The organism is Thalassobacter stenotrophicus, from assembly GCF_001458315.1.
Taxonomy (GTDB): domain Bacteria; phylum Pseudomonadota; class Alphaproteobacteria; order Rhodobacterales; family Rhodobacteraceae; genus Thalassobacter; species Thalassobacter stenotrophicus.
The window spans coordinates 1-20965 of sequence record NZ_CYRX01000008.1 but is presented as its reverse complement, the minus strand read 5'-3'; the positions used below and the strand labels follow the sequence as shown (position 1 = coordinate 20965).

General features: G+C 58.8%; 19 protein-coding genes. 15 read left to right on the top strand and 4 right to left on the bottom strand.

Annotated elements, in window-relative coordinates; all coding sequences use genetic code 11:
• The first annotated feature begins 75 nt into the window (after positions 1–75).
• Both THS5294_RS01310 and THS5294_RS01305 read left to right on the top strand, forming a co-directional pair.
• Positions 76–1230 (top strand): aromatic ring-hydroxylating oxygenase subunit alpha, encoded by a 1155-nt coding sequence (locus THS5294_RS01310; RefSeq protein ID WP_058122309.1) that lies wholly within the window; start codon positions 76–78, stop codon positions 1228–1230.
• Entirely contained in the window at positions 1227–1448 is a 222-nt protein-coding gene (locus tag THS5294_RS01305) for a hypothetical protein (RefSeq protein WP_058122308.1), read from the top strand. Before THS5294_RS01310 ends, THS5294_RS01305 begins: the two co-directional genes overlap by 4 nt.
• 7 nt (positions 1449–1455) lie before the next feature.
• On the opposite strand, the gene THS5294_RS01300 is transcribed toward THS5294_RS01305, so the two are convergent.
• Entirely contained in the window at positions 1456–3102 is a 1647-nt protein-coding gene (locus THS5294_RS01300; RefSeq protein ID WP_058122307.1) for a divergent polysaccharide deacetylase family protein, read from the bottom strand.
• Positions 3103–3283: 181 nt separating this feature from the next.
• Between THS5294_RS01300 and THS5294_RS01295 the strand changes: the two genes are divergently transcribed.
• From THS5294_RS01295 to lexA, 6 genes are all read left to right on the top strand, one after another.
• Entirely contained in the window at positions 3284–3865 is a 582-nt protein-coding gene (locus tag THS5294_RS01295; RefSeq protein ID WP_058122306.1) for an anthranilate synthase component II, read from the top strand.
• Positions 3862–4881 carry an anthranilate phosphoribosyltransferase gene (gene trpD / locus THS5294_RS01290; RefSeq protein WP_058122305.1) on the top strand — a complete coding sequence of 340 codons (1020 nt, stop codon included), beginning with the start codon at positions 3862–3864 and terminating at the stop codon, positions 4879–4881. Before THS5294_RS01295 ends, trpD begins: the two co-directional genes overlap by 4 nt.
• Complete coding sequence (trpC, locus tag THS5294_RS01285; RefSeq protein WP_058122304.1) at positions 4878–5690, top strand: indole-3-glycerol phosphate synthase TrpC; 813 nt, start codon at positions 4878–4880, stop codon at positions 5688–5690. Before trpD ends, trpC begins: the two co-directional genes overlap by 4 nt.
• Positions 5687–6178 carry a cyclic pyranopterin monophosphate synthase MoaC gene (moaC, locus tag THS5294_RS01280; RefSeq protein WP_058122303.1) on the top strand — a complete coding sequence of 164 codons (492 nt, stop codon included), beginning with the start codon at positions 5687–5689 and terminating at the stop codon, positions 6176–6178. The genes trpC and moaC overlap by 4 nt, the downstream gene beginning before the upstream one ends.
• Positions 6175–7350, top strand: coding sequence for a molybdopterin molybdotransferase MoeA (locus tag THS5294_RS01275; protein WP_058122302.1), 1176 nt, complete (start codon positions 6175–6177; stop codon positions 7348–7350). Before moaC ends, THS5294_RS01275 begins: the two co-directional genes overlap by 4 nt.
• Positions 7351–7444: 94 nt before the next feature.
• The gene (lexA, locus tag THS5294_RS01270) at positions 7445–8137 is read left to right on the top strand and encodes a transcriptional repressor LexA (protein ID WP_058122301.1); all 693 of its coding nucleotides are present in this window, start codon (positions 7445–7447) and stop codon (positions 8135–8137) included.
• On the opposite strand, the gene THS5294_RS01265 is transcribed toward lexA, so the two are convergent.
• The gene (locus THS5294_RS01265) at positions 8101–10185 is read right to left on the bottom strand and encodes a ComEC/Rec2 family competence protein (protein WP_233486381.1); all 2085 of its coding nucleotides are present in this window, start codon (positions 10183–10185) and stop codon (positions 8101–8103) included. The two genes, lexA and THS5294_RS01265, sit on opposite strands and share 37 nt — an antisense overlap.
• A gap of 91 nt (positions 10186–10276) precedes the next feature.
• On the opposite strand from THS5294_RS01265, the gene gltX reads away from it, so the two are divergent.
• The 3 genes from gltX to THS5294_RS01250 all read left to right on the top strand — a co-directional run bounded on the left by gltX (position 10277) and on the right by THS5294_RS01250 (position 14210).
• Entirely contained in the window at positions 10277–11698 is a 1422-nt protein-coding gene (gene gltX, locus THS5294_RS01260; protein WP_058122300.1) for a glutamate--tRNA ligase, read from the top strand.
• 75 nt (positions 11699–11773) lie between these two features.
• Positions 11774–13069: a citrate synthase gene (locus THS5294_RS01255; protein WP_058122299.1), complete on the top strand. Its 1296-nt coding sequence runs from the start codon at positions 11774–11776 to the stop codon at positions 13067–13069.
• A 178-nt stretch (positions 13070–13247) separates the two neighbouring features.
• On the top strand, positions 13248–14210 hold the full coding sequence (locus tag THS5294_RS01250; RefSeq protein ID WP_058122298.1) for a calcium-binding protein: 963 nt from the start codon (positions 13248–13250) through the stop codon (positions 14208–14210).
• Between the two features lie 211 nt (positions 14211–14421).
• Here THS5294_RS01250 and THS5294_RS01245 read toward each other — a convergent pair whose 3' ends face one another.
• Positions 14422–15516: a DUF6456 domain-containing protein gene (locus THS5294_RS01245; protein ID WP_052068394.1), complete on the bottom strand. Its 1095-nt coding sequence runs from the start codon at positions 15514–15516 to the stop codon at positions 14422–14424.
• Between the two features lie 219 nt (positions 15517–15735).
• On the opposite strand from THS5294_RS01245, the gene THS5294_RS01240 reads away from it, so the two are divergent.
• Positions 15736–16011 (top strand): DUF6477 family protein, encoded by a 276-nt coding sequence (locus THS5294_RS01240; protein ID WP_038003285.1) that lies wholly within the window; start codon positions 15736–15738, stop codon positions 16009–16011.
• 107 nt (positions 16012–16118) lie between these two features.
• Here THS5294_RS01240 and THS5294_RS01235 read toward each other — a convergent pair whose 3' ends face one another.
• Positions 16119–17663: a trimethylamine methyltransferase family protein gene (locus THS5294_RS01235; RefSeq protein ID WP_038003853.1), complete on the bottom strand. Its 1545-nt coding sequence runs from the start codon at positions 17661–17663 to the stop codon at positions 16119–16121.
• A 134-nt stretch (positions 17664–17797) separates the two neighbouring features.
• On the opposite strand from THS5294_RS01235, the gene guaA reads away from it, so the two are divergent.
• The 3 genes from guaA to THS5294_RS01220 form a co-directional block, all read left to right on the top strand.
• Positions 17798–19372, top strand: a complete 1575-nt coding sequence (guaA, locus tag THS5294_RS01230; protein ID WP_058122297.1) for a glutamine-hydrolyzing GMP synthase — start codon at positions 17798–17800, stop codon at positions 19370–19372.
• A 163-nt stretch (positions 19373–19535) separates the two neighbouring features.
• Positions 19536–20771 (top strand): tyrosine-type recombinase/integrase, encoded by a 1236-nt coding sequence (locus tag THS5294_RS01225; protein WP_058122296.1) that lies wholly within the window; start codon positions 19536–19538, stop codon positions 20769–20771.
• A 9-nt stretch (positions 20772–20780) separates the two neighbouring features.
• Positions 20781–20965: P-loop nucleotide/nucleoside kinase family protein (locus THS5294_RS01220; RefSeq protein ID WP_145974153.1), on the top strand; the 185-nt coding region annotated here is incomplete at its 3' end.

Genomic DNA, 20965 nt, shown 5'->3' with positions numbered 1-20965 from the left:
AAAAAGGGTCGCGGTGAAACAAGCCTGCGGCCCTTTCTTTTGCGAATCTCGCGATCACAAAAGGAAGGGCTTGCCATGTCGTTAACTGATCTGTCCGCTGTCCGTCAGGACCTTGCCAAGGCCCACGGCCTGCCCAATGCGCATTATGTCGATCAAGGCGTATTTGATGAGGAAAAACAGGCCGTTCTTTTTGCCAATTGGTCCTCCATCGGTGTGGCAGCCCAAGTGCCTGAGCCGGGCGACGCACGCCCTCTGACCTTCCTTGGTGTACCACTTTTACTTCTGCGCGACACGTCCGGCGTTGTGCGCGTGTTTCAAAACACCTGTCGCCACCGGGGCATGATCCTCGTGGATGAGCCGCGCAAGATTGAGGGTGCCATCCGCTGCCCCTACCATTCGTGGTGTTATTCAACGGCGGGCAAGCTGGTCTCGACCCCGCATGTCGGCGGTCCGGGCCAGAACACCCACCCCGAGATTGACCGCACCACCCTAGGGCTGATCGAAATCCGCAGCCATATTTGGATGGACGTCGTCTTTGTTAACATCGACGGAACAGCCCCCGCATTTGAGGACGACCATGCCGATGTCATCGCCCGCTGGGCTGAGTTCGACAAGCCGATCTATCACGGCGGCGCAGACAGCCAATTCAACCTCAGCGTGGCCACCAACTGGAAGCTCGCGGTTGAGAACTACTGCGAAAGCTACCACCTGCCTTGGGTCCACCCCGGGTTGAACAGCTACTCACGGCTGGAAGATCACTACAACATCGAAGCCCCCGGCCACTACGCGGGTCAAGGCACGCTGGTCTATCGCCAGATGGCAGGTGAAGACGGCGCGGCTTTTGACGATTTCGCGGACCTCTCGGACAAATGGGATACGGCGGCAGAATACATCGCGCTGTTCCCCAACACCCTGCTTGGGGTCCACCGCGACCACACATTTGCCATCGTCCTTACGCCCGAGGGTTTGGACAAAACGGTTGAGCAAATCCATCTGTACTACACCACCCCCGAAACGCCCGATGCCGCGCGCACCAAGAACACACAACTGTGGAAAGAGGTCTTTAAGGAGGACGTCTTTGTGGTTGAGGGGATGCAGCGGGGCCGCCACGGTCCTGCCTTCGATGGTGGAAAGTTCTCACCGGCGATGGACGGTCCGACCCATGTGTTCCACGATTGGGTCGCCTCTCAGGTTGAGCGTCACCGCGCCGCCCCCCACGCCGCCGAATGAGCGCCCAAACAGCGCTCGACGCGCGGCTGCTAGAGGCACATGCACAGGGCGACACGCGCGCCCTGATCGCACTCTATACCGAGGCTGCGGATACGGTGGTTGATGCGCAGGCTTTCTATCTGACACACGCCTACGTGTTTGCTTTGGAGTGTGGCGCGTCCGAGGTGCCTGCCCTGCGCGCGCGTCTGGCCGCACTCGGCAGTGAACCCGCCGAATAGCCGCGTGCTACTGACCGAATTCCCGCAACAGATACGATACTGGGGCGACCTGCACAAACTGCGCTCGGTTCGATTGCTGCCACGCATATAGCGCTGTGACCGTGTCCGCGTAGGAATGGCCGACCACAACCACATGACCCTCTTGGCCTGCGGTAAACGTCGCGCGGTCAAGGTAGCGCGAGATCACGGCGCTTTGCTCACGCTCAGCATCCAACATCCGGTACGCCGTTAGGCCCGGCACCCCAGCTCGGCGCGCTGCAGCCTCAGCCGCGTTCAGCCCTTGGGGCAGCGTCAAAAGTCCATGACCACTGCCCTGTAAACGGCCCAGCACGGTGTCAAGGGCCACGCGCGTATTGCTAAGGAACCCATCCGGCGTATCAAGCACGGCAACCGCTTCATCGACCACGTTCACAGCCCCCTCAAAGGCGCGCTCAAGGTCCTGGGCTGTGCCCTCTTGTGGCAGGCCATTGGCCAGCAGGACGACCTCAAAGCCATTTTCGCGATAACTGCGCACGGCCTCAGCGGCATCTGGTTGGGTCGCGTCCACCGCAAACGTTACGGGCAGTGCAAAGCCCAGCAAGGTCACACGGTCCAAGCGCGACGCAGGCGTGTCGATCAACACGATCGACATCACCGGGAGGTCCGGGCTGAACCGTGTGAAAGGGATCGCATGAGCGTCGAGTGCCTGCGGCTGTGCAGCGGCTACACTCGTATCCGGCAGCGCAGTCTCAAGGGCCTGCGCGGCCTCACGCTGCGTGTCGGTCATCAAACCACCTTCTAGGGCGATCCGTCCCACGGCAGTGCCCGGTGTGTCCTGTCCAAGCTCCAGAATGCGCGGGGTGACCACGGCCACCTGCGGCGCGGGCTGTGCCTCCTGCGGGGGTTCGGCGGGGGCTGCGATACGCGGCGTCACGACCGAGGTTTGCGGCATTTGCGGGGCCACATCCACGACTGGCGCCGGCTGTGGCGTGGCGGGGGCCGTGTCTACCGCTGCTACGTCCACTTGCGGCGCGGTGATCGGGGTATCTGTCAATGGGGCTGGCTGAAAACTGGGCGGAGGCGCGGCGGCATCCACCGCCTGTGACACTTGAGGCCGAGCATTTTCGCTTGGCACACGGACTTGCGGCAGGCTCGCCACCGGGGCCGGTAGGGCCGCACTTTGGGTATCAAGACGCGGGGTCGCCAACGTGTTGGTATCATTGGTCGCGGGCACTGATGGTGCCGCCACACTTGGCGCGACGACCGCTGCATCCGTCCCAGGCAAGGCCGACACCTGCGGCAATGCCGGTTGGTTAAATTGCACCGTCGCCTCTGCCGTCTCAACGGGTTGCGCGGGCTCAATGGTGGCCGTTTCAACGTCGCGTGCGGGGGGCGCCACTTCCTGCGGCTCAACCTCAACAGGCTGCGGCGCGGGGGCGACCTCGGTCACGTCAACGGGTTCGGGCGTGTTTGGCGCGACTTTAGGGGCTGGGTCTGGCGCAGCCATGGGCAACTCTGGTGCTTGGATCACACTGGGGGTTGGTGCCACGGCGACGCTATCCACCGGCGCAGTGGCAAACGGCGTCACCAAAGGCGTTGCAAGCGACAAAGCGGCCATGCCGATGCCAGCCACGAGTGCGCCCCATGCCACCCCACTCAAAAGCCCCCGGATCATGCCCGTCTCTCCTTCGAAACCTCGCGTGGTGCGTGCCGCAGGTTGTGCCGCTCGCGGGGACTTGACCCCGGCGCACCGCTCTGGGCATGTATACCGCGACTGACGCCGGGGTTCACCCCCTAGATTTCGTTCCTCGGGCAAATTATTGCCCAAGATAAAGGCTCTTTGCCGGGATGGCCCTATGCTGCTGCTGATCGATAACTACGACAGCTTTACCTACAACCTTGTGCACTACCTTGGTGAGCTGGGTGCTGATGTGAAGGTGGTCCGCAATGACGCGCTCAGCGTGCAGGAGGCCATGGCCCTGCGCCCTGAGGCGATTATGCTGTCCCCCGGTCCCGGCACCCCGGATGATGCGGGCATTTGCTTGGATATGATTACAGCCGCCGCCGAGACACAGACGCCTCTGATCGGCGTCTGCCTTGGCCATCAGTCTATCGGGCAGGTGTTTGGCGGAACGGTCACGCGCTGCCACGAAATCGTGCATGGCAAGATGGGCATGATGCACCACGAAGGCCGCGGCCTATTCAAAGACCTGCCCACACCGTTCAAAGCCACCCGGTATCACAGCCTTGTGGTGGACCGCGACAGCCTGCCCGACACGCTAGAAGTCACGGGTTGGCTGGAGGACGGCACGATCATGGGCCTGTCCCACAAAACCGCGCCGATCCACGGCATACAATTTCATCCTGAAAGCATCGCCTCCGAGCATGGGCACGCTATGCTTAGGACATTCCTAGATATGACAAAGATCTCCGCATGAGTGACCGCCTAAAACCCCTGATCGGCATTGCCGCCGACCGCCCCCTGACCCGCGCAGAAGCCGAAGAGGCGTTTAGCTGCCTGTTTGAGGGCGACGCGACCCCGTCGCAGATGGGCGGCTTCTTGATGGCGCTGCGCGTCCGTGGTGAAACCACACCCGAAATCGCTGCGGCTGCCTCGGTGATGCGCGCCAAGTGTAACGCTGTGGCCGCGCCCAAGGGCGCGATGGATATCGTCGGCACAGGCGGTGACGGCAAGGGTACGCTCAACATCTCGACTGCGACGGCGTTTGTGGTTGCGGGCGCAGGCGTCACGGTGGCCAAGCACGGCAATCGCAACCTGTCGTCCAAATCCGGTGCCGCGGATGCTTTGGGCGCGTTGGGCGTTAACGTGATGGTTGGACCTGCCGTGGTCGAACGCGCCATTAACGAGGTGGGCATCGGCTTTATGATGGCGCCAATGCACCATCCCGCGATCAAACACGTCATGCCCACGCGCACCGAGCTGGGCACAAGAACGTTGTTTAACGTCTTGGGGCCACTGACGAACCCTGCGGGCGTTCTGCGTCAATTGACCGGGGCGTTCAGCCGCGATCTGATCCGCCCCATGGCCGAAACGTTGCTGGATCTCGGCTCCGAAAAGGCGTGGCTTGTGCATGGCAGTGACGGCACGGATGAGCTGTCGATCGCCGGGGTTTCGTACGTCGCCGCCCTCGAAAACGGGGCCGTGACCGAGCGTGAGCTACACCCAGACGACGCGGGCCTGCCCGAACACGCGTTCGAAGCGATCTTGGGCGGCACACCCGCGGAAAATGGCCGCGCGTTTGAGGCATTGATGAACGGCGCGCCCGGCGCATACCGCGACGCCGTTTTGTTGAATTCTGCCGCCGCACTCGTCATTGCGGACGTCGCCGCCGACCTGCACGAGGGCGTCGAACACGCCCGCGAAAGCATCGACAGCGGTGCAGCTAAATCGAAACTCGCAGCCCTTGCGGCGCTCACCTCGGAGGCCTCATGAGCACCCCGACCATTCTTGAGAAAATCAAAGCCTATAAGCTTGAGGAAATCAGCGCGCGCAAAGCCGCCAAATCCCTAGCGGATGTTGAGGCGGACGCCCGCCAAGCCAGCGCGCCTCGCGGCTTTGCCGAGGCGTTAGAAACCGCATCCCGGACAGGCTACGCCCTGATCGCGGAGGTCAAAAAGGCTTCTCCCTCCAAGGGGTTGATCCGTGCCGATTTCAATCCGCCAGAACTGGCCCAAGCCTATGAACAGGGCGGTGCCGCGTGCCTTTCTGTTTTGACAGATGGGCCCAGCTTTGAGGGCGATGATAGCTACCTCGTGGCCGCACGCGAGGCGACGTCGCTACCGTGCCTGCGCAAGGATTTCATGTACGACACCTATCAGGTGGCCGAGGCGCGTGCGTTGGGGGCGGATTGCATCCTGATCATCCTAGCCTCTGTCACGGACATCCAAGCCGCTGATCTAGAGGCCTGCGCATTTGAGTGGGGCATGGACGTTTTGCTTGAGGTGCATAATGCCGAAGAACTGGAACGCGCCTCACAGCTACGCTCACCCCTGATGGGGATAAACAACCGTGATCTCAATACCTTCGAGACCAGTCTTGATACAACGCGGACACTGTCGCGCAGGGTGCCTGCAGACCGCATGGTGGTCAGCGAGTCCGGCCTCTACACGCCCGAAGACCTTGCGGACATGGCCCGGTTTGGGGCGCGCACATTCCTAATCGGAGAAAGCCTGATGCGCCAAACGGACGTCACCGCAGCAACCCGCGCCTTGCTCGCCAACCCGTTGGTGCCAGGTCTATGAGCGGCCTTACCCACTTCGACGCCGACGGTCAGGCGCATATGGTCGATGTCTCGGACAAGGCGGACACAGCCCGCATGGCCGTGGCTGAAGGCTACATCAAGATGTCTGCGCAAACGCTTGAAACCATTCAAGATGGTTCGGCAAAAAAGGGCGATGTTATGGGGGTGGCCCGGCTTGCAGGGATCATGGGGGCCAAGCGGACTGCCGACTTGATCCCACTGTGTCACCCATTGCCGATCACCAAGGTCGCAATTGAGCTCGAGCCTGTGCCCGACCTGCCAGGCGTCCGCGTTGTTGCGACGGTCAAGACGGGCGGCAAAACCGGGGTTGAGATGGAGGCACTGACAGCTGTCTCAACCGCGCTGCTGACCGTGTACGACATGGTGAAGGCAATCCAGAAAGACATGGAAATCAAAGACATCCGCCTGCTACGCAAAGAAGGTGGCAAGTCGGGTGTGTTTGAAGCGCCCAGTAAGTCCGACGCATGATTTCCGTTGTGGAGGCGTTGGAAAAGGTGCTGAGCCTTGGCACGCGCCTTTCATCGGAGCAGGTTTCCCTTCGTGCCGCTGCTGGCCGTGTCTTGGCCGAGGATCTGCGGGCCAAGCGCACGCAGCCGCCATTTTCCGCCTCCGCCATGGATGGCTATGCCGTTCAAGATGGCGATTGGGCCACAGGGAGCACCCTGCGCGTCATCGGAGAGGCCGCAGCAGGCCACGCCTTTCACGGTGCGGTTCGCCCCGGTGAGGCCGTGCGCATTTTCACAGGTGCACCGCTGCCTGAGGGTGCGGACCGTGTCGTGATCCAAGAGGATGTCACGCGGACTGACGACCTAATCACACTCGGTGAGACCCTCGATACCGGGCGCCATGTCCGCCCAGCGGGAGGCGATTTCCACGAAGGTGATCTGTTTGCAGCACCGCGCAAGCTTGGGCCCGCCGACATCGCGCTTTTGGCCTCCATGAACCACGCGGTGATCCCAGTGGTGCGCAAACCTGTCGTTGCGATTATGGCCACGGGCGACGAGTTGGTCGCGCCGGGTGAGGCCCCAAATCCAGACCAAATCATCGCCTCCAACAGCTACGGCATCGCCGCGCAGTTAGAGGCAGCAGGCGCCGAGACCCGTCTTTTGCCCATCGCGCGCGACACCCGAGCAGCACTGCGCGACGTCTTCGCAATGGCCAAGGGCGCGGACCTCATCGTGACCATCGGTGGGGCGTCGGTCGGAGATCATGATCTCGTGGCTGAGGTTGCCGCTGACCTGAACATGGACCAGTCGTTCTACAAGATCGCGATGCGCCCCGGCAAACCGTTGATGGCTGGAAACATGGACGGTTTGCCAATGATTGGCCTGCCCGGAAACCCCGTGTCGTCAATGGTTTGCTCAACCCTGTTTATCGTCCCGCTGATCACCAAAATGCTGGGTTTACCCGCGGACGCGCCAAAAACCGCGCAGGCCACTTTGGCCAACGATCTGACACCCAATGGCCCCAGAGAGCACTACATGCGCGCACACCTGGCGCCCGATGGAACCGTTCGTGTGCACGACGCCCAAGACAGCGCTTTGATGTCGGTTTTGGCGGCCTCTAACGCGCTGGTGGTACGCCCCATTCGCGACCCGGCTCGGGCCAAAGGCGAAAGTGTGTCTATCATTACGTTGTGACCACAATATCTTGTAGAACACAGAATTGTTGACACAAAACAAGAACACCTGTAGAACATGGGTTGAACCTAACCCCATAGGGAGGCCCGTGCAGATGTTGACCAAGAAGCAACTCGACCTTCTCGAGTATATCCAAAAGCGTATGGCGAAGGACGGTGTGCCGCCCTCGTTCGACGAAATGAAGGAAGCGCTTGATCTGCGTTCCAAATCTGGAATTCACCGGTTGATCACCGCTCTTGAGGAGCGTGGCTTTATCCGGCGTCTGCCGCACCGGGCTCGCGCGCTCGAAATCGTCAAGCTGCCTGACGCGCTGCAAGCCAAAGGGTTCAAACCCACAGTTATTGAGGGCGATAAGCCCGCACCGCGCCCTGCACCGGCTGGCGCCATGGACATCGCCACCGATGCGACCACCCTGCCCGTGATGGGCCGTATCGCCGCCGGTGTTCCGATCGAAGCCATCAGCGAGATTGCTAACCACGTCGCCGTGCCCGGCCAAATGCTCGGATCAGGCGGAGAGCATTACGCCCTTGAGGTCAAAGGCGACTCGATGATCGACGCAGGCATCAACGACGGCGATATCGTCGTCATCCGAGAGCAAGAGACTGCCAATAACGGTGAAATCGTGGTGGCCTTGGTCGAAGGTCATGAAGCGACGCTGAAGCGGTATCACCGCAAGGGTGGCATGATCGCTCTTGAGGCCGCGAACCCAGCTTATGAAACCCGCATGTTGCCTGACGACAGCGTGGCGGTTCAGGGGCGGCTCGTCGGGCTCATCCGCACATATTGAAGCGGCGCTAAATCAGGCGCTTGACCGGCTCTGGGGACCCAGGGCCGGTTTCCTTGTGTCTGGCGGCTTGTAATGACGCGGCCATCTTGCGTCACCGCAATGGCCCCTGTGCTGCGCAAAACTGTGGGCGAGAGAAAAAGACAGCCCTCTGGTGCATCATAATCTTTGTTGGCCACCACAGCGTGAGATCTCCGACAAGCCTGAGCAACTCGGTCCTGAGCGCCGCGTCCGTACAGGTGCACCAAACCGTGGTCCGTTTCTGCATCCATTGACCACCGCGCCGCGGCTTGTTCCTGATCCTTAGGTAATCCGTCTGCGGCGAGCCAGTTCTGGGCTACGAACCCATCGCCACGTGGTTTTGACAGGGCCCGGCCTTGCGATGTTTGCACGCCCACCAAGTTACCACTGGCAGAAATCAGGACCATCGGGCGCGGCGTGGCGGCCCACAACGCGAATGCGGCGATGGCGGGCACCACCCCGATCCAGCGCGCCCGCCCTTGCCACGCGATGCACCACAAACATCCCAGACAGAGCAGCGGCAAAACCACGTTGGATGGCGCGGGGATCAAGCGCAACGCCCCGTCTAACCCAGCCACAAAGGCAGAGACCCAGAGGATCCAATCCAGCCCCAATGCCATGCCCCACAGCGCCACTCCTTCAAGCCCAAAGGGGCTGAGGACGGCTGCAACAACCATCAACGGCATCACGATTGTGCCCATCATCGGAACGCTCAAGAGGTTCGCAAGAACGCCGTATTGGCCGATCTGGTTGAAATGTGCTGCTGAAATGGGTGCGGTCGCAGCGCCTGCAATGATGGAGGACATCAACACTGCGCTGACCTGCGCAACACCCATCGGCAGGCGAGGCGTGTGACCGCGCATCCCGCTGAATATCACGACCATGGCGGTGGTCGCAGCAAAGGACATTTGAAACCCAGGGCCCAACAGGGCCTCTGGTCGCCATGCCAGAACAATCAACGCCGCGATTGCCACCGATCGCAGCGTCAAAGCACGACGGTCGCATAAAATCGCAGCAAGCATCACCGCGACTTGGATGAATGCGCGCTGTGTGGCGACACTTCCCCCTGAAAGCGCGAGGTAAAAGGCCGCCGCTGGCAGCGCCACGAGGGCCGCCCATTTTTTGATCGGATACCGCAGCGCCAGAGGCGAGATCATCGCAAGGCCGCCGCGCACCGACATAAACACGAACCCCGCAAGCAGCCCCATATGTAGGCCCGAGATCGCCAACAAATGTGCGAGGTTGGAGGCGCGCAAATCCTCCATCGTTGGGGCATCAATCCCAGCCCGATCCCCGACGGCAACAGCAGCCGCCACGCCGCCCGCTTGGCCTCCGATCCGGTCGGCCAGACCGGCGGCGATGTTTGCGCGCAACGATTGAAGCCACAATTCACCGGGATCAGGCGCCGCCAATAAGGCCGGCGTTCGGGTGTAGCCGACGCCCCCCATAGATTGAAACCACGCATGGCGTTGAAAATCAAAACCGCCCGGCTCCGTAGGGCCATTGGGCGGTGACAGGTGGCCCGTCATCATCACCCGCTGGCCGGGTGCGGGCGCAAGGTACGGCTGCGCCCCATGCAGCGAAACCCGCACGTATTTGGGTGTGCGGTCCGGCGACATGTTCGCAAGACGCACGCGATCAAGCGTTAACCGCATCTTGTCCGAGGCTGAGCGGTCGATTTTGACAATCCGCCCTTCAATCGCGCCGTAATAGCGAAAGGCCAGAACTGGGGCAGCAACGCTGTGGGTGCGTAGGGCTGCGATCAACAGGCCCAGACACGCAACCCCTAGAACCACGGCAACCCCGCCAAAGGTTTCACGTAGCCAGTAACCAACGGCAAATGCCGCCAAAGCCGCCAGCGCAATCGCCGATAAGACCCGTATACTCGGCTCAACCGGCAGGGAAAAATAGGCCCCCACGCCAACGCCGAACGCCACTGCAACAAAGGGCAAGCGGTGGCCCCGTTGGCTTTGTAACGCCCAGATCAGGCGGGTTCTCATCACCCCCATCAGGGCGGCTGGGTCGGTCACTCTTGTGTCCCCAATTCGCGGGGTCTAAACCCCGCCCAAAGCACGTCCCCTCACTCATCGCTCATCTTGGTTGCTAAAAGGTTAATCCCCTATGACTTCGTCCCAGTCCGAGACCCCTATCGTCACTCGTTTCGCCCCATCGCCTACGGGTTTTTTGCACATCGGAGGGGCGCGTACGGCGCTGTTCAACTGGCTCTATGCCCGTGCGCGCGGCGGTAAATTTGTGCTGCGGATTGAAGACACCGACCGCGCCCGATCCACCCCTGAGGCGACGCAAGCGATTTTGGACGGGCTGACTTGGTTGGGCCTCGATTGGGACGGCGACGCGATCAGCCAGTTTGAGCGCGCGGACCGCCACGCAGAGGTTGCTCACACCATGTTGGCGCAAGGCACGGCTTACAAGTGCTTTGCCAGCCAAGACGAAATCGCAGCCTTCCGGGATGCCGCGAAGGCCGAGGGGCGGTCCACGCTGTACCTCAGCCCTTGGCGGGATGTGCCCGAGGCTGAGCATCCAGATGCCCCCTATGTGGTCCGCCTGAAGGCCCCGCGTGACGGCGAAACGCGGGTGAACGACGCTGTGCAAGGCACTGTTGTTGTTCAGAACGCGCAGCTGGATGATATGATCCTACTGCGGTCTGACGGGACACCAACCTACATGCTGGCCGTCGTTGTTGATGATCACGACATGGGCGTCACGCATGTGATCCGGGGTGATGATCACCTTAATAACGCCTCACGGCAGGAACAGATCTATGCTGCGATGGGGTGGAGCGTACCCGTCTGGGCGCATATTCCCCTGATCCACGGCGCAGACGGCAAAAAGCTCAGCAAACGCCACGGCGCACTTGGAATTGAGGATTATGCCGCCATGGGCTACCCCGCCGCGGCCTTGCGCAACTACCTTGCACGCCTCGGCTGGTCCCACGGCGATGATGAGATTTTTACCGATGCGCAAGCGCTCGAGTGGTTTGATCTGGACGGCATCGGCAAAGCCCCTGCCCGTTTGGACCTGAAAAAGCTGGAACATACGTCCGGCCAGCACATCGCGATGATGACCGACGATGAGGCCATGGCCGCCGTAGATGCCTACCGGAGCCTCGAACCGGTCGAGGAATTTTCTGCGACGCAGCGTCAGACTTTGCAACGTGCGATGTATTGCCTCAAGCCATCGGCGCGAACAATTCCGCAACTCATTGAAAAGGCTGAGTTTGCACTGACTTCGCGCCCCATTACACCGGATGCGAAGGCTGCCAAGGCGCTGGATGCGGTATCCCGTGGTATACTGATTGAATTGACGCCGCACCTGCAAACTGCTAGCTGGTCGCGAGACGCTTTGGAGGAAGCATTCGGGATCATTACCGACGCGCATGGCATCGGTTTTGGCAAGCTCGCAGGCCCCCTACGCGCAGTTCTTGCGGGTCGGTCTGTGACCCCAAGCGTATATGACATGATGTTGGTTCTGGGCCGTGATGAAACCTTGGCCCGAATAAATGATGCCAGCGCGGAGACCTGAGGCCGACCCTCTTGTTTCGCGCTGAAACGCACCTGACCTGCGCGCCAAGAGCGTGGGCCTAATATGAGGAAAACCATGGCTGATACTCCTAAGACGGCGACGCTGACCATCGGCGACACGACACTCGATTTGCCAATCCACTCCCCCACCTTGGGTCCTGATGTGCTTGATATCCGCAAGCTTTATGCGCAGGGCAAGGTGTTCACCTATGACCCCGGTTTTACGTCGACCGCGGCGTGCGACAGTGCGATCACCTACATCGATGGCGATGAAGGCGTCCTGCTGCACTACGGTTACCCGATTGATCAGCTGGCCGGCAAATCCCACTACCTTGAGGTCTGCTATCTGCTGCTTTACGGCGCGCTGCCGTCGGCGGCTGAGCTGGAGCATTTTGAGACGACAATCACGCGTCACACAATGATCCACGAGCAGATGCACAACTTCTTCCGCGGGTTCCGTCGCGACGCACACCCAATGGCCACGATGGTCGGTGTTGTGGGTGCAATGTCGGCGTTTTATCACGACAGTACCGATATTTCGGACGCGCAGCAGCGTGAGGTTGCCTCGCACCGTCTGATCGCCAAGATGCCAACAATTGCTGCGATGGCCTACAAATACTCCATCGGGCAGCCGTTTGTGTATCCCCGCAATGACCTCGATTATGCGGCCAACTTCCTGCACATGTGTTTCTCGGTCCCGGCTGAGGATTACGTGGTCGATCCGATCCTCGCTCGCGCGATGGACCGTATCTTTACGCTCCATGCAGACCATGAGCAAAACGCCTCCACCTCGACTGTGCGCCTAGCCTCGTCCTCTGGTGCGAACCCGTTTGCCTGCATCGCGGCCGGTATCGCGTGTCTCTGGGGCCCTGCCCACGGTGGCGCGAACCAAGCCTGCCTTGAAATGCTCAAGGAAATCGGCACGCCCGACCGTATTCCCGAGTTCATCGCGCGCGCTAAGGACAAGAACGATCCGTTCCGCCTGATGGGCTTTGGCCACCGCGTGTACAAAAACTTTGACCCACGCGCGACGGTGATGAAGCAGTCTGCGGACGAAGTTCTGGAACTGATGGGTGTCGAAGACAACCCGCTATTGCAGGTCGCCAAAGAGCTTGAAAAGGCAGCCCTCGAGGATCCGTACTTCGCAGAGAAGAAGCTGTTCCCGAACGTTGATTTCTATTCGGGCATCATTCTTGAGGCGATGGGCTTCCCCACGTCCATGTTCACACCGATCTTTGCGCTGTCGCGCACCGTTGGCTGGATTTCGCAGTGGAAAGAGCAACTGTCGGACCCGGCCCACAAGATTGGTCGCCCCCGTCAGCTATACACCGGCCCCACGCAGCGTGACTACGTGGATGTCGAAAACCGCTAAGCGGCTCTGACAGTTCAAGATTTAAAGAGGCGCGGCGCCGTAAAGGGGCCGCGCCTTTTTCGTTGCCGCGACACAGACCCGCCCAATTTCCACCTCAGTTTTTCTGTCTACATTTTGTTAACCTTTTCTCTTGTCCCGGTGATTGCTCACCTTGGACCGCGTTTTGACGGAGCCTCTTATGCTAGAGTTGTTGGGATTATTTCTTTTGGCCCCCCTGATGATGGGGCTTGGCGGATCGGCCTCAGATGAGGGGGTGGAAACTGGCACCTTCGGGGACTTGGAGGATGAGCCTGAGACGACAGGCGATGACATCTTGGACCGTATCACCACGCTAAGCGGTGGGAACGATGTCTTTGACGGTGAGCCGGGCAACGACCTCATCAACGGCGGCACGGGCAATGACACCCTATCGGGTGGGGATGGGGTCAACATTTTGATCGGTGGAACCGGCAATGATCTGATCCAAGGCGGTGCAGATGCCGATATCCTTGTGGGGGAAGAAGGCGCAGACAGGATCGAGGGCGGCAGCGGCGGTGACTTTCTTGACGGCGGGACTGGGGCAGACACTTTGAACGGTGGCGCGGGCAATGACTATCTCTTTGGCGGCGATGGAGTTGATACCTTGGACGGCGGTCTAGGTGGCGATGTCCTTACGGGCGGAGCTGGCGCGGATGTGCTGAACGGTGGCGCGGGAGATGACGTCCTTTTCTCCGGCACCTTGGGTGAGCGTGACCTGAGCCTCTCGGAATGGTTCGAGTTTGGCGACACCGGAACGCCGCCCGACGATCTATTCCAATCCACGCTACCCGACGATGGCGCGGTCGACACGCTTATGGGCGGCGACGGGAATGATATGATGATCCTCGGTGGCGGCGATGAGGCCGAGGGCGGCGACGGTGATGATATGTTCTTGCTCCTCGCGGAGCGCACCGGCGATCCGGTCATCATCAACGATTACAACACCGGAACCGATCAGTTGGCGATTGAGGTGGCAGCAACGGATCCCGCCATTGTGATGACACCGATACAGGTGGGCTCCGATATCGAGTATCGAAACACCGAAGGCGACACGGTCGTGATCTTGCGCAACCAAGACCTCACGACATTTAACCCCAACGGTGTTTCAAGCATGCTGGTCTAGGCTTTCCCTCTTGAGCGGCACCAACGCCCTGCCCCACACCACTCCAATGCATAGACAAACGAAACAAGGGCCGCTTGCTGCGACCCCTCAAAAACTCTCACACTTTATGTATCATCACAGTCTTTGCATCACCTGCAAAAGCCGCGCCGAACCCGTTTCATCCGACCCCCTGGCCCCCACAGGCAGGGTGGTTCAGAGCTTCGCCCGTGGTCTACCTGAGGCCCGCGTAATGCAGTTCTAGTCTCTGGAGCGCGATGCGGAGCACGATTTTACCCGAGCGTGCCGCCCAGCCCATGCGTTTTTCAGCTGCCTCAAGCCCCTCAAGATAGCAACAGACCCGCAGGACGACGTCACCAAGGCCGGGACCAAGGTCCTGTAGAGCAGCATGCACCCGCGCGCGGGCATCCATAGGCCCGGATGCAGGCCCCTTGGCACCAAAGCTGCCGCGATCACCGGGGGTGAGAAACCGCTCCCAGTTCTGGCCCACACGCGCGCCCATATGCGCGGCCTCAAAGTCTTCGCGCAGACGTTCACCGGCAAGAACCAAATTCATGTTCAAAAACGGCTCTCCGTTTTTGTCCTTTTTCCGCGCAAGCGCCCCCAGCGGGCTTTCGGCTAAATTGACCCGCAGCGTTTCGTCCGTGCCGGGGATTGTCCGCTCCCCCCACTCGACGTGTTGAGTCAAAAACGGTGACGGTGCTTCGGCCATCCCGCGTTGTTCAATTTTACGCTTATGGTCTTCGGCCAGAAACCGTTTAAGTGCTGCGCGCCCTGCCTCGGTGATGCGATACCGGGTGACCTTGCCCGCCGCATAACAGCTGATCCAATCCTTCAGCGCGAATGCCTGCGCCACAGGGCGCGGCACAACGGCTGTGCGGGTCGGGGCCTCATCATCAGGTTGGCGCAACACAACGGCGCGGTCCATTTCATGGCTGACAACGAGGACGGCATCGCGTTCGCAAAGCCGTCTCAAGATTCGTCGCGCCTCACGCGCGATCGTGTCGTCGTCCAGCAAACTGGCGGGGGAACTCATTGCTGTCATTGAAGGGCAGTCCTTTTGGTCAGTCGGGGGAGTGAGTTGGGTTGCGAGCGTTTCCAGCGCATCATCGATCAGCGGATCATCACGGCGACCTTCAAGACGACGGATTTGCCGCAAGATCGTAGACGGGTGGCATCCGTCCCGGCGGGCAACCTCACGCAGGGCCATTCCGTTCGATGTATGCTCCAAATACCGACGCACAGCGTCGGGCACCCATTGGGGCATTGCGGGCATTTCCGGATAGGGAAATCGAAGGGGCTGTTCCATTGTGTTTGTCCAAGGTTCGGCGAAGGTCACGCCCCTTAAACAGCGAGATATTGGTTACTAAGTCCTTAATGTCTGTGGAAAACTATTTGAATTGTTTCCAAGAAGTAAACGCGAGGCAGGACCGAACGGTGCAACCAATTCGTCGGCAACACCGGTCAAGTTTGTGGCAAATCTTAGCGATCACAAATCACGTATTATTTGCAACTCAAGGAATGTCCCATGTGCGATCTGACCCATAAACTTTCCCGCTTAAATCGCCCTGCACTATTGGTTCGGGCTGCGCGCATGGGGGTGGCAGACTATAATCGCAAGAGGGACTTACGCCGTTTGACACGGGTCGCCGTGCCCGCAACATCGCGCAAAGCGCTGCCCATGTTGATGGACATCGAAGACAAATTAGAAGTCCGCCGCCAGACGGGCGATGCCAACTATTCGCTGACCCGGCATGTCGATATCTTGATTGCAATGATGGGTGAGGCCCGAACATTAGGCTGAAACTGGAAACAATCAGCAGCAAAAAAACGCCCGGGTGTGGATAACACACCCGGGCGTTTCATATTGCAAAACAGTTAACCCTCAGAACAAAAGGTAAACACGGCGAATCAGATGAACGCGTCGGGCATGCCCTCTTTTCGCTTGGCAACATATTCTTTTAGACAGGCATCGATCGACGGATCCAAGTGCGGCTGCTGATAAGCAGCAATCAATTTCTCAACCCTGGCGCTTGCAAGTGCCTCTGTATCTCGGGCGCCCTCCTCAAACCACGTCTCAAATGGCTTGTAGTCCAGCATCTCGGACCGCCAGAACGCATCCTTGAAATTCGCATGGGTGTGCGCGCATCCAAGGAAGTGCCCGCCGGGACCAACTTCGCGTAATGCATCCATCGCTTGTGCATTTTCGTCAACGGCCACGCCCCGCGCGATGTGGTGCAATGTGCCTAGCTGATCTGCATCCATCACGAACTTCTCGAACGACGCCACAAGACCGCCCTCCAGCCAGCCACAAGAGTGCAGCATAAAGTTCACCCCCGACAGAAGGCCGACGTTCAACGAGTTTGCTGTTTCATAAGCCGCCTGCGCGTCGGGCAGTTTGGAGCCACAGAATGACCCCGCCGAACGATACGGCAGCCCGAGCCGCCGCGCCAATTGGCCTGCGCCATAGGTGATGTGTGCGGCCTCAGGCGTCCCGAACGTGGGCGCGCCGGAATTCATGTCAATTGACGTCACAAACGCGCCAAAGATCACGGGTGCCCCGGGGCGGATCAACTGGCTGTACGCGACACCGGCCATAACCTCGGCCAACACTTGGGTCAGCGTCCCGGCCACAGACACAGGCGCCATTGCCCCGCCCACGATGAACGGCGAAATGATGCTCGCCTGATTGGCGGCGGCGAATTCTTCGAGCGCGCCCATCATGATGCCATCAAAGGTGAGCGGCGAGTTAATGTTGATCAGTGAGGTCATGACTGTGCGGTCGTTCAACCCACCGAACAGGATATCTGACATTTCGATCGAGTCGCGGGCGCGCGAGGGTTCTGTCACGGAACCCATGTATGGTTTGTCCGACAGCGACATGTGCGCATACAACATATCGAGGTGACGCTTGTTGACCGGAACATCGGTTGGCTCGCACACCGTTCCGCCCGAGTGGTGCAACCACTTGGACATGTAGCCCAGCTTCACGAATTTCTCAAAGTCAGCCATCGTCGCGTAGCGGCGACCGCCTTGGGCGTCGCGCACGAAGGGCGGGCCATAAACTGGCGCCAACACGAGGTTCTTGCCCCCGATTTCAACGGACCGTTCGGGGTTGCGCGCATGCTGTGTGAACTGCGATGGCGCCGTCTGGCACAATTGCCGCGCTAATCCACGCGGAATACGCACGCGTTCGCCATCAATATCCGCGCCTGCTTCGCGCCAGCGATCCAGCGCGGCAGGGTTATCCACGAAATTCACACCAATCTCGGCCAGCACGGTTTCCGCGTTGGCCTCAATGATCTCCAACGCCTCTTCGTTGAGAACCTCAAAATTGGGGATATTCCGCTCAATATACTTGGCGGTCTCGACCGAAATCGCGGTCCGCTCCGCACGGCGCGCAGCACCACCACCCCCACGGCTCCGCCGACGACCTGTTTCTGCTACATTACTCATGGCACCCTCCGCGCTACAGTTGGACATCACATAGCGCGCGATCCCGTGGGCGCGAGGCTCTTTTCCGCCCCTTGAGGGCGCAAAGCGACATTGCCACGCTTGCGCACGCATCATTGCAGGCGTAGACCCGCGCCATGACAAATACCTTGACGGATACAGGCACCCACGAGCGCCTTTTGATCATCGACTTCGGCAGCCAGGTGACCCAGCTTATTGCGCGTCGCCTGCGGGAATTGAGCGTTTATTGCGAGATTCATCCGTTCCAAAACGTGACAGCCGAGTTTTTGGAAACCTTTGCGCCCAAGGCGGTGATTCTGTCCGGTGGACCGGCCAGTGTGATCGACGCCGGATCGCCCCGCCCGCCTGAGGCGGTTTTTGATCTGGGCGTGCCAATCTTGGGCATCTGCTACGGTCAGCAGGTCATGATGCACATGCTGGGGGGCACCGTTGAGCGGGGCCATGGCACCGCTGAGTTCGGTCGCGCCTATGTGACGCCCAAATCCGCCCTGCCGATGTTGGACGGTTGGTTCGACGACGGTGCAGAGCAGGTCTGGATGTCCCACGGGGATCACGTCAGCGCGATTGCGCCGGGGTTTGAGGTCTTTGGCACCTCCCCCAATGCGCCGTTCGCCATCACGGCCGATACCGCGCGCGATTTTTATGCTGTGCAGTTCCACCCCGAGGTGCACCACACCCCCAAAGGCGCGCGTCTGTACGAAAACTTTGTGCGTTTGGCCGGGTTTAACGGCGACTGGACCATGGGCGCCTACCGCGAACAAGCGATTGAGGCGATCCGCGCTCAAGTCGGCGACAATCAGGTCATTTGTGGCCTGTCCGGCGGCGTTGACAGCTCGGTCGCCGCGGTCCTCATCCATGAGGCGATTGGGGATCAGCTGACTTGCGTCTTTGTGGATCACGGCCTGCTGCGTCAGGGCGAGTCCGAGGAAGTCGTCACGATGTTCCGCGACAATTACAACATGAAACTGATCCACGCCGAAGAGCAGGATCTGTTTTTGGGCGCACTCGAAGGGATCAGCGACCCGGAGGTCAAACGCAAGACCATCGGCAAACTGTTCATCGACGTTTTTCAAAAGCACGCGACAGCCATTGGCGACGCAAAGTTTTTGGCCCAAGGCACGCTGTATCCTGATGTGATCGAATCTGTCAGCTTCTCAGGCGGTCCTTCTGTGACGATCAAAAGCCACCACAATGTCGGTGGCCTGCCCGAGAAAATGGGCCTTAGCCTTGTTGAACCGCTGCGCGAGTTGTTCAAGGATGAGGTTCGCGCCTTGGGGCGTGAACTGGGTCTGCCCGCGAGCTTTATCGGGCGCCACCCCTTCCCCGGCCCCGGCCTTGCGATCCGTTGCCCTGGCAAGATCACCCGCGCCAAGTTGGACATCCTGCGCAAAGCGGATGCAGTCTACATCGACCAGATCCGCAAGCACGGGCTGTATGATGATATCTGGCAAGCCTTTGTCGCGATTCTGCCGGTGCGGACCGTTGGCGTGATGGGCGATGGCCGTACCTACGACTATGCCTGCGCCCTGCGCGCGGTGACCTCGGTCGACGGGATGACTGCGGATTACTATCCGTTTACCCATGAATTTCTTGGTGAAACCGCCACGCGGATCATCAACGAAGTCGAGGGCATCAACCGTGTGACCTATGACATCACATCCAAGCCTCCGGGCACGATTGAGTGGGAGTAGTTTTTCAAGCGTAAGTTATTGATATTATTGAATTAATGACTTACACATTACTTTCACACTCAAAAATCAATCGTTGATTTCCTTAGTCTTTTTTCATACAGTTACACAAAATGTTGCACAAACGTGTGACTACTGAAACTCGTAGTAACTCAGAGACTAAGATTTGGCACTGAAGAAACAGCAGTTTGCTGAAGGCGAGATAGCAATATTTGACGAAGCTTGTATCTACAAGCGAGGTGAGTATTGGCAGTTTCGTATGTGGTTGCCAAAAGAAAACAAGTACGCACGTAAAAGCCTACGTACACGCAGTGAAGCTACTGCAATAGAAAAGGGTAAAGCTGCGTACTTAGAGATTTACGCTAATCTGCAACAAGGTAAATCCTACTTCTCCATAACCACAAAAGAAGGTGTGGAGAAGTACTTATCGTTCCGTATGCGTGACGTTGAACTTGGACACATCGTAAAGGGACGTCACACAACAATCGCAACGCATCTACAGCACTTTCTAAGCTTCATGGGCAAAGACACCAAGCTGAAAGAACTAGAACGTACTGACTGCGAAAACTACTTCTACCATCGCCACAAAGCCACCAACGGCAACGTCAAACAAGTCACAGTGCAAAACGAACAAAGCACCATCAATGCGCTGATGAAGTGGCTGCATAAGAATGGCGAAACACACATTGATGGCTTCGACTTTAAGAAGCTACCACGCTTAGACAAAGGCAATGAAGCTATACGTCGTGCAACACTGACTAATGACGAATACGAAGCACTGTATCGTGCAATGCGTACCTACACTGCCAAACACAACAAGCTAGATGATGCTGAACTTAGAGTGCGAAAAATCGTGCAGCACTATGTGCTAATCGCAGCTAACAGTGGATTGCGTGTTGGTGAACAGCGACAGCTGCGTTGGAGTGATGTGCAGATTGAACGTCACAAAGTAAATGGCGAAGAACAAAAGCTAGCACGTATCCACGTACGTGCAGAGACAAGTAAAGTGCGTACAAGTCGCACCTTCTTGTGTCGTAACGGACAGTACTTTGAACGCTTGCGTGAAATATCTAAACCTAAAACTGCTGACGAGTTAATCTTTACAGTGGATAACGCTAACGAACTAAGCAAGCGTACGCTGCTATACCACTGGCACAAGATGATTGAGTTAGCTGATATTGCTGATAGGGAAGTGCGTGACTTAGTACCCTACAGCTTGCGTCACTTTATGATTACGCAGCGTATTATGAGTGGTTTAACGTTCAGACAGATAGCAGATATGTGTGGCACTAGCGTGGCGCAGATTGAAAAGACGTATTACCACTTAAATGACGAGATACGTTTAACCAATGCTGTAGCTGACTACAGACGTAACGCAGATGGCACTATTGAAGTGCTGTAAGGAAGCTATATGACAAACGGAACGTTAATATTTTTCTGTGGAAAGATGGGTGCTGGAAAAAGTACGTTAGCAAAGAGACTAGCAGAAGAAAAAGGTGCTGTTTTGATAAGTGAAGACGACTTACTATCAAAACTTTATGCGGCTTTGTTGCACAAATCCCATCATGAGGGGATTCACTACGTGAAGCCAGCGTG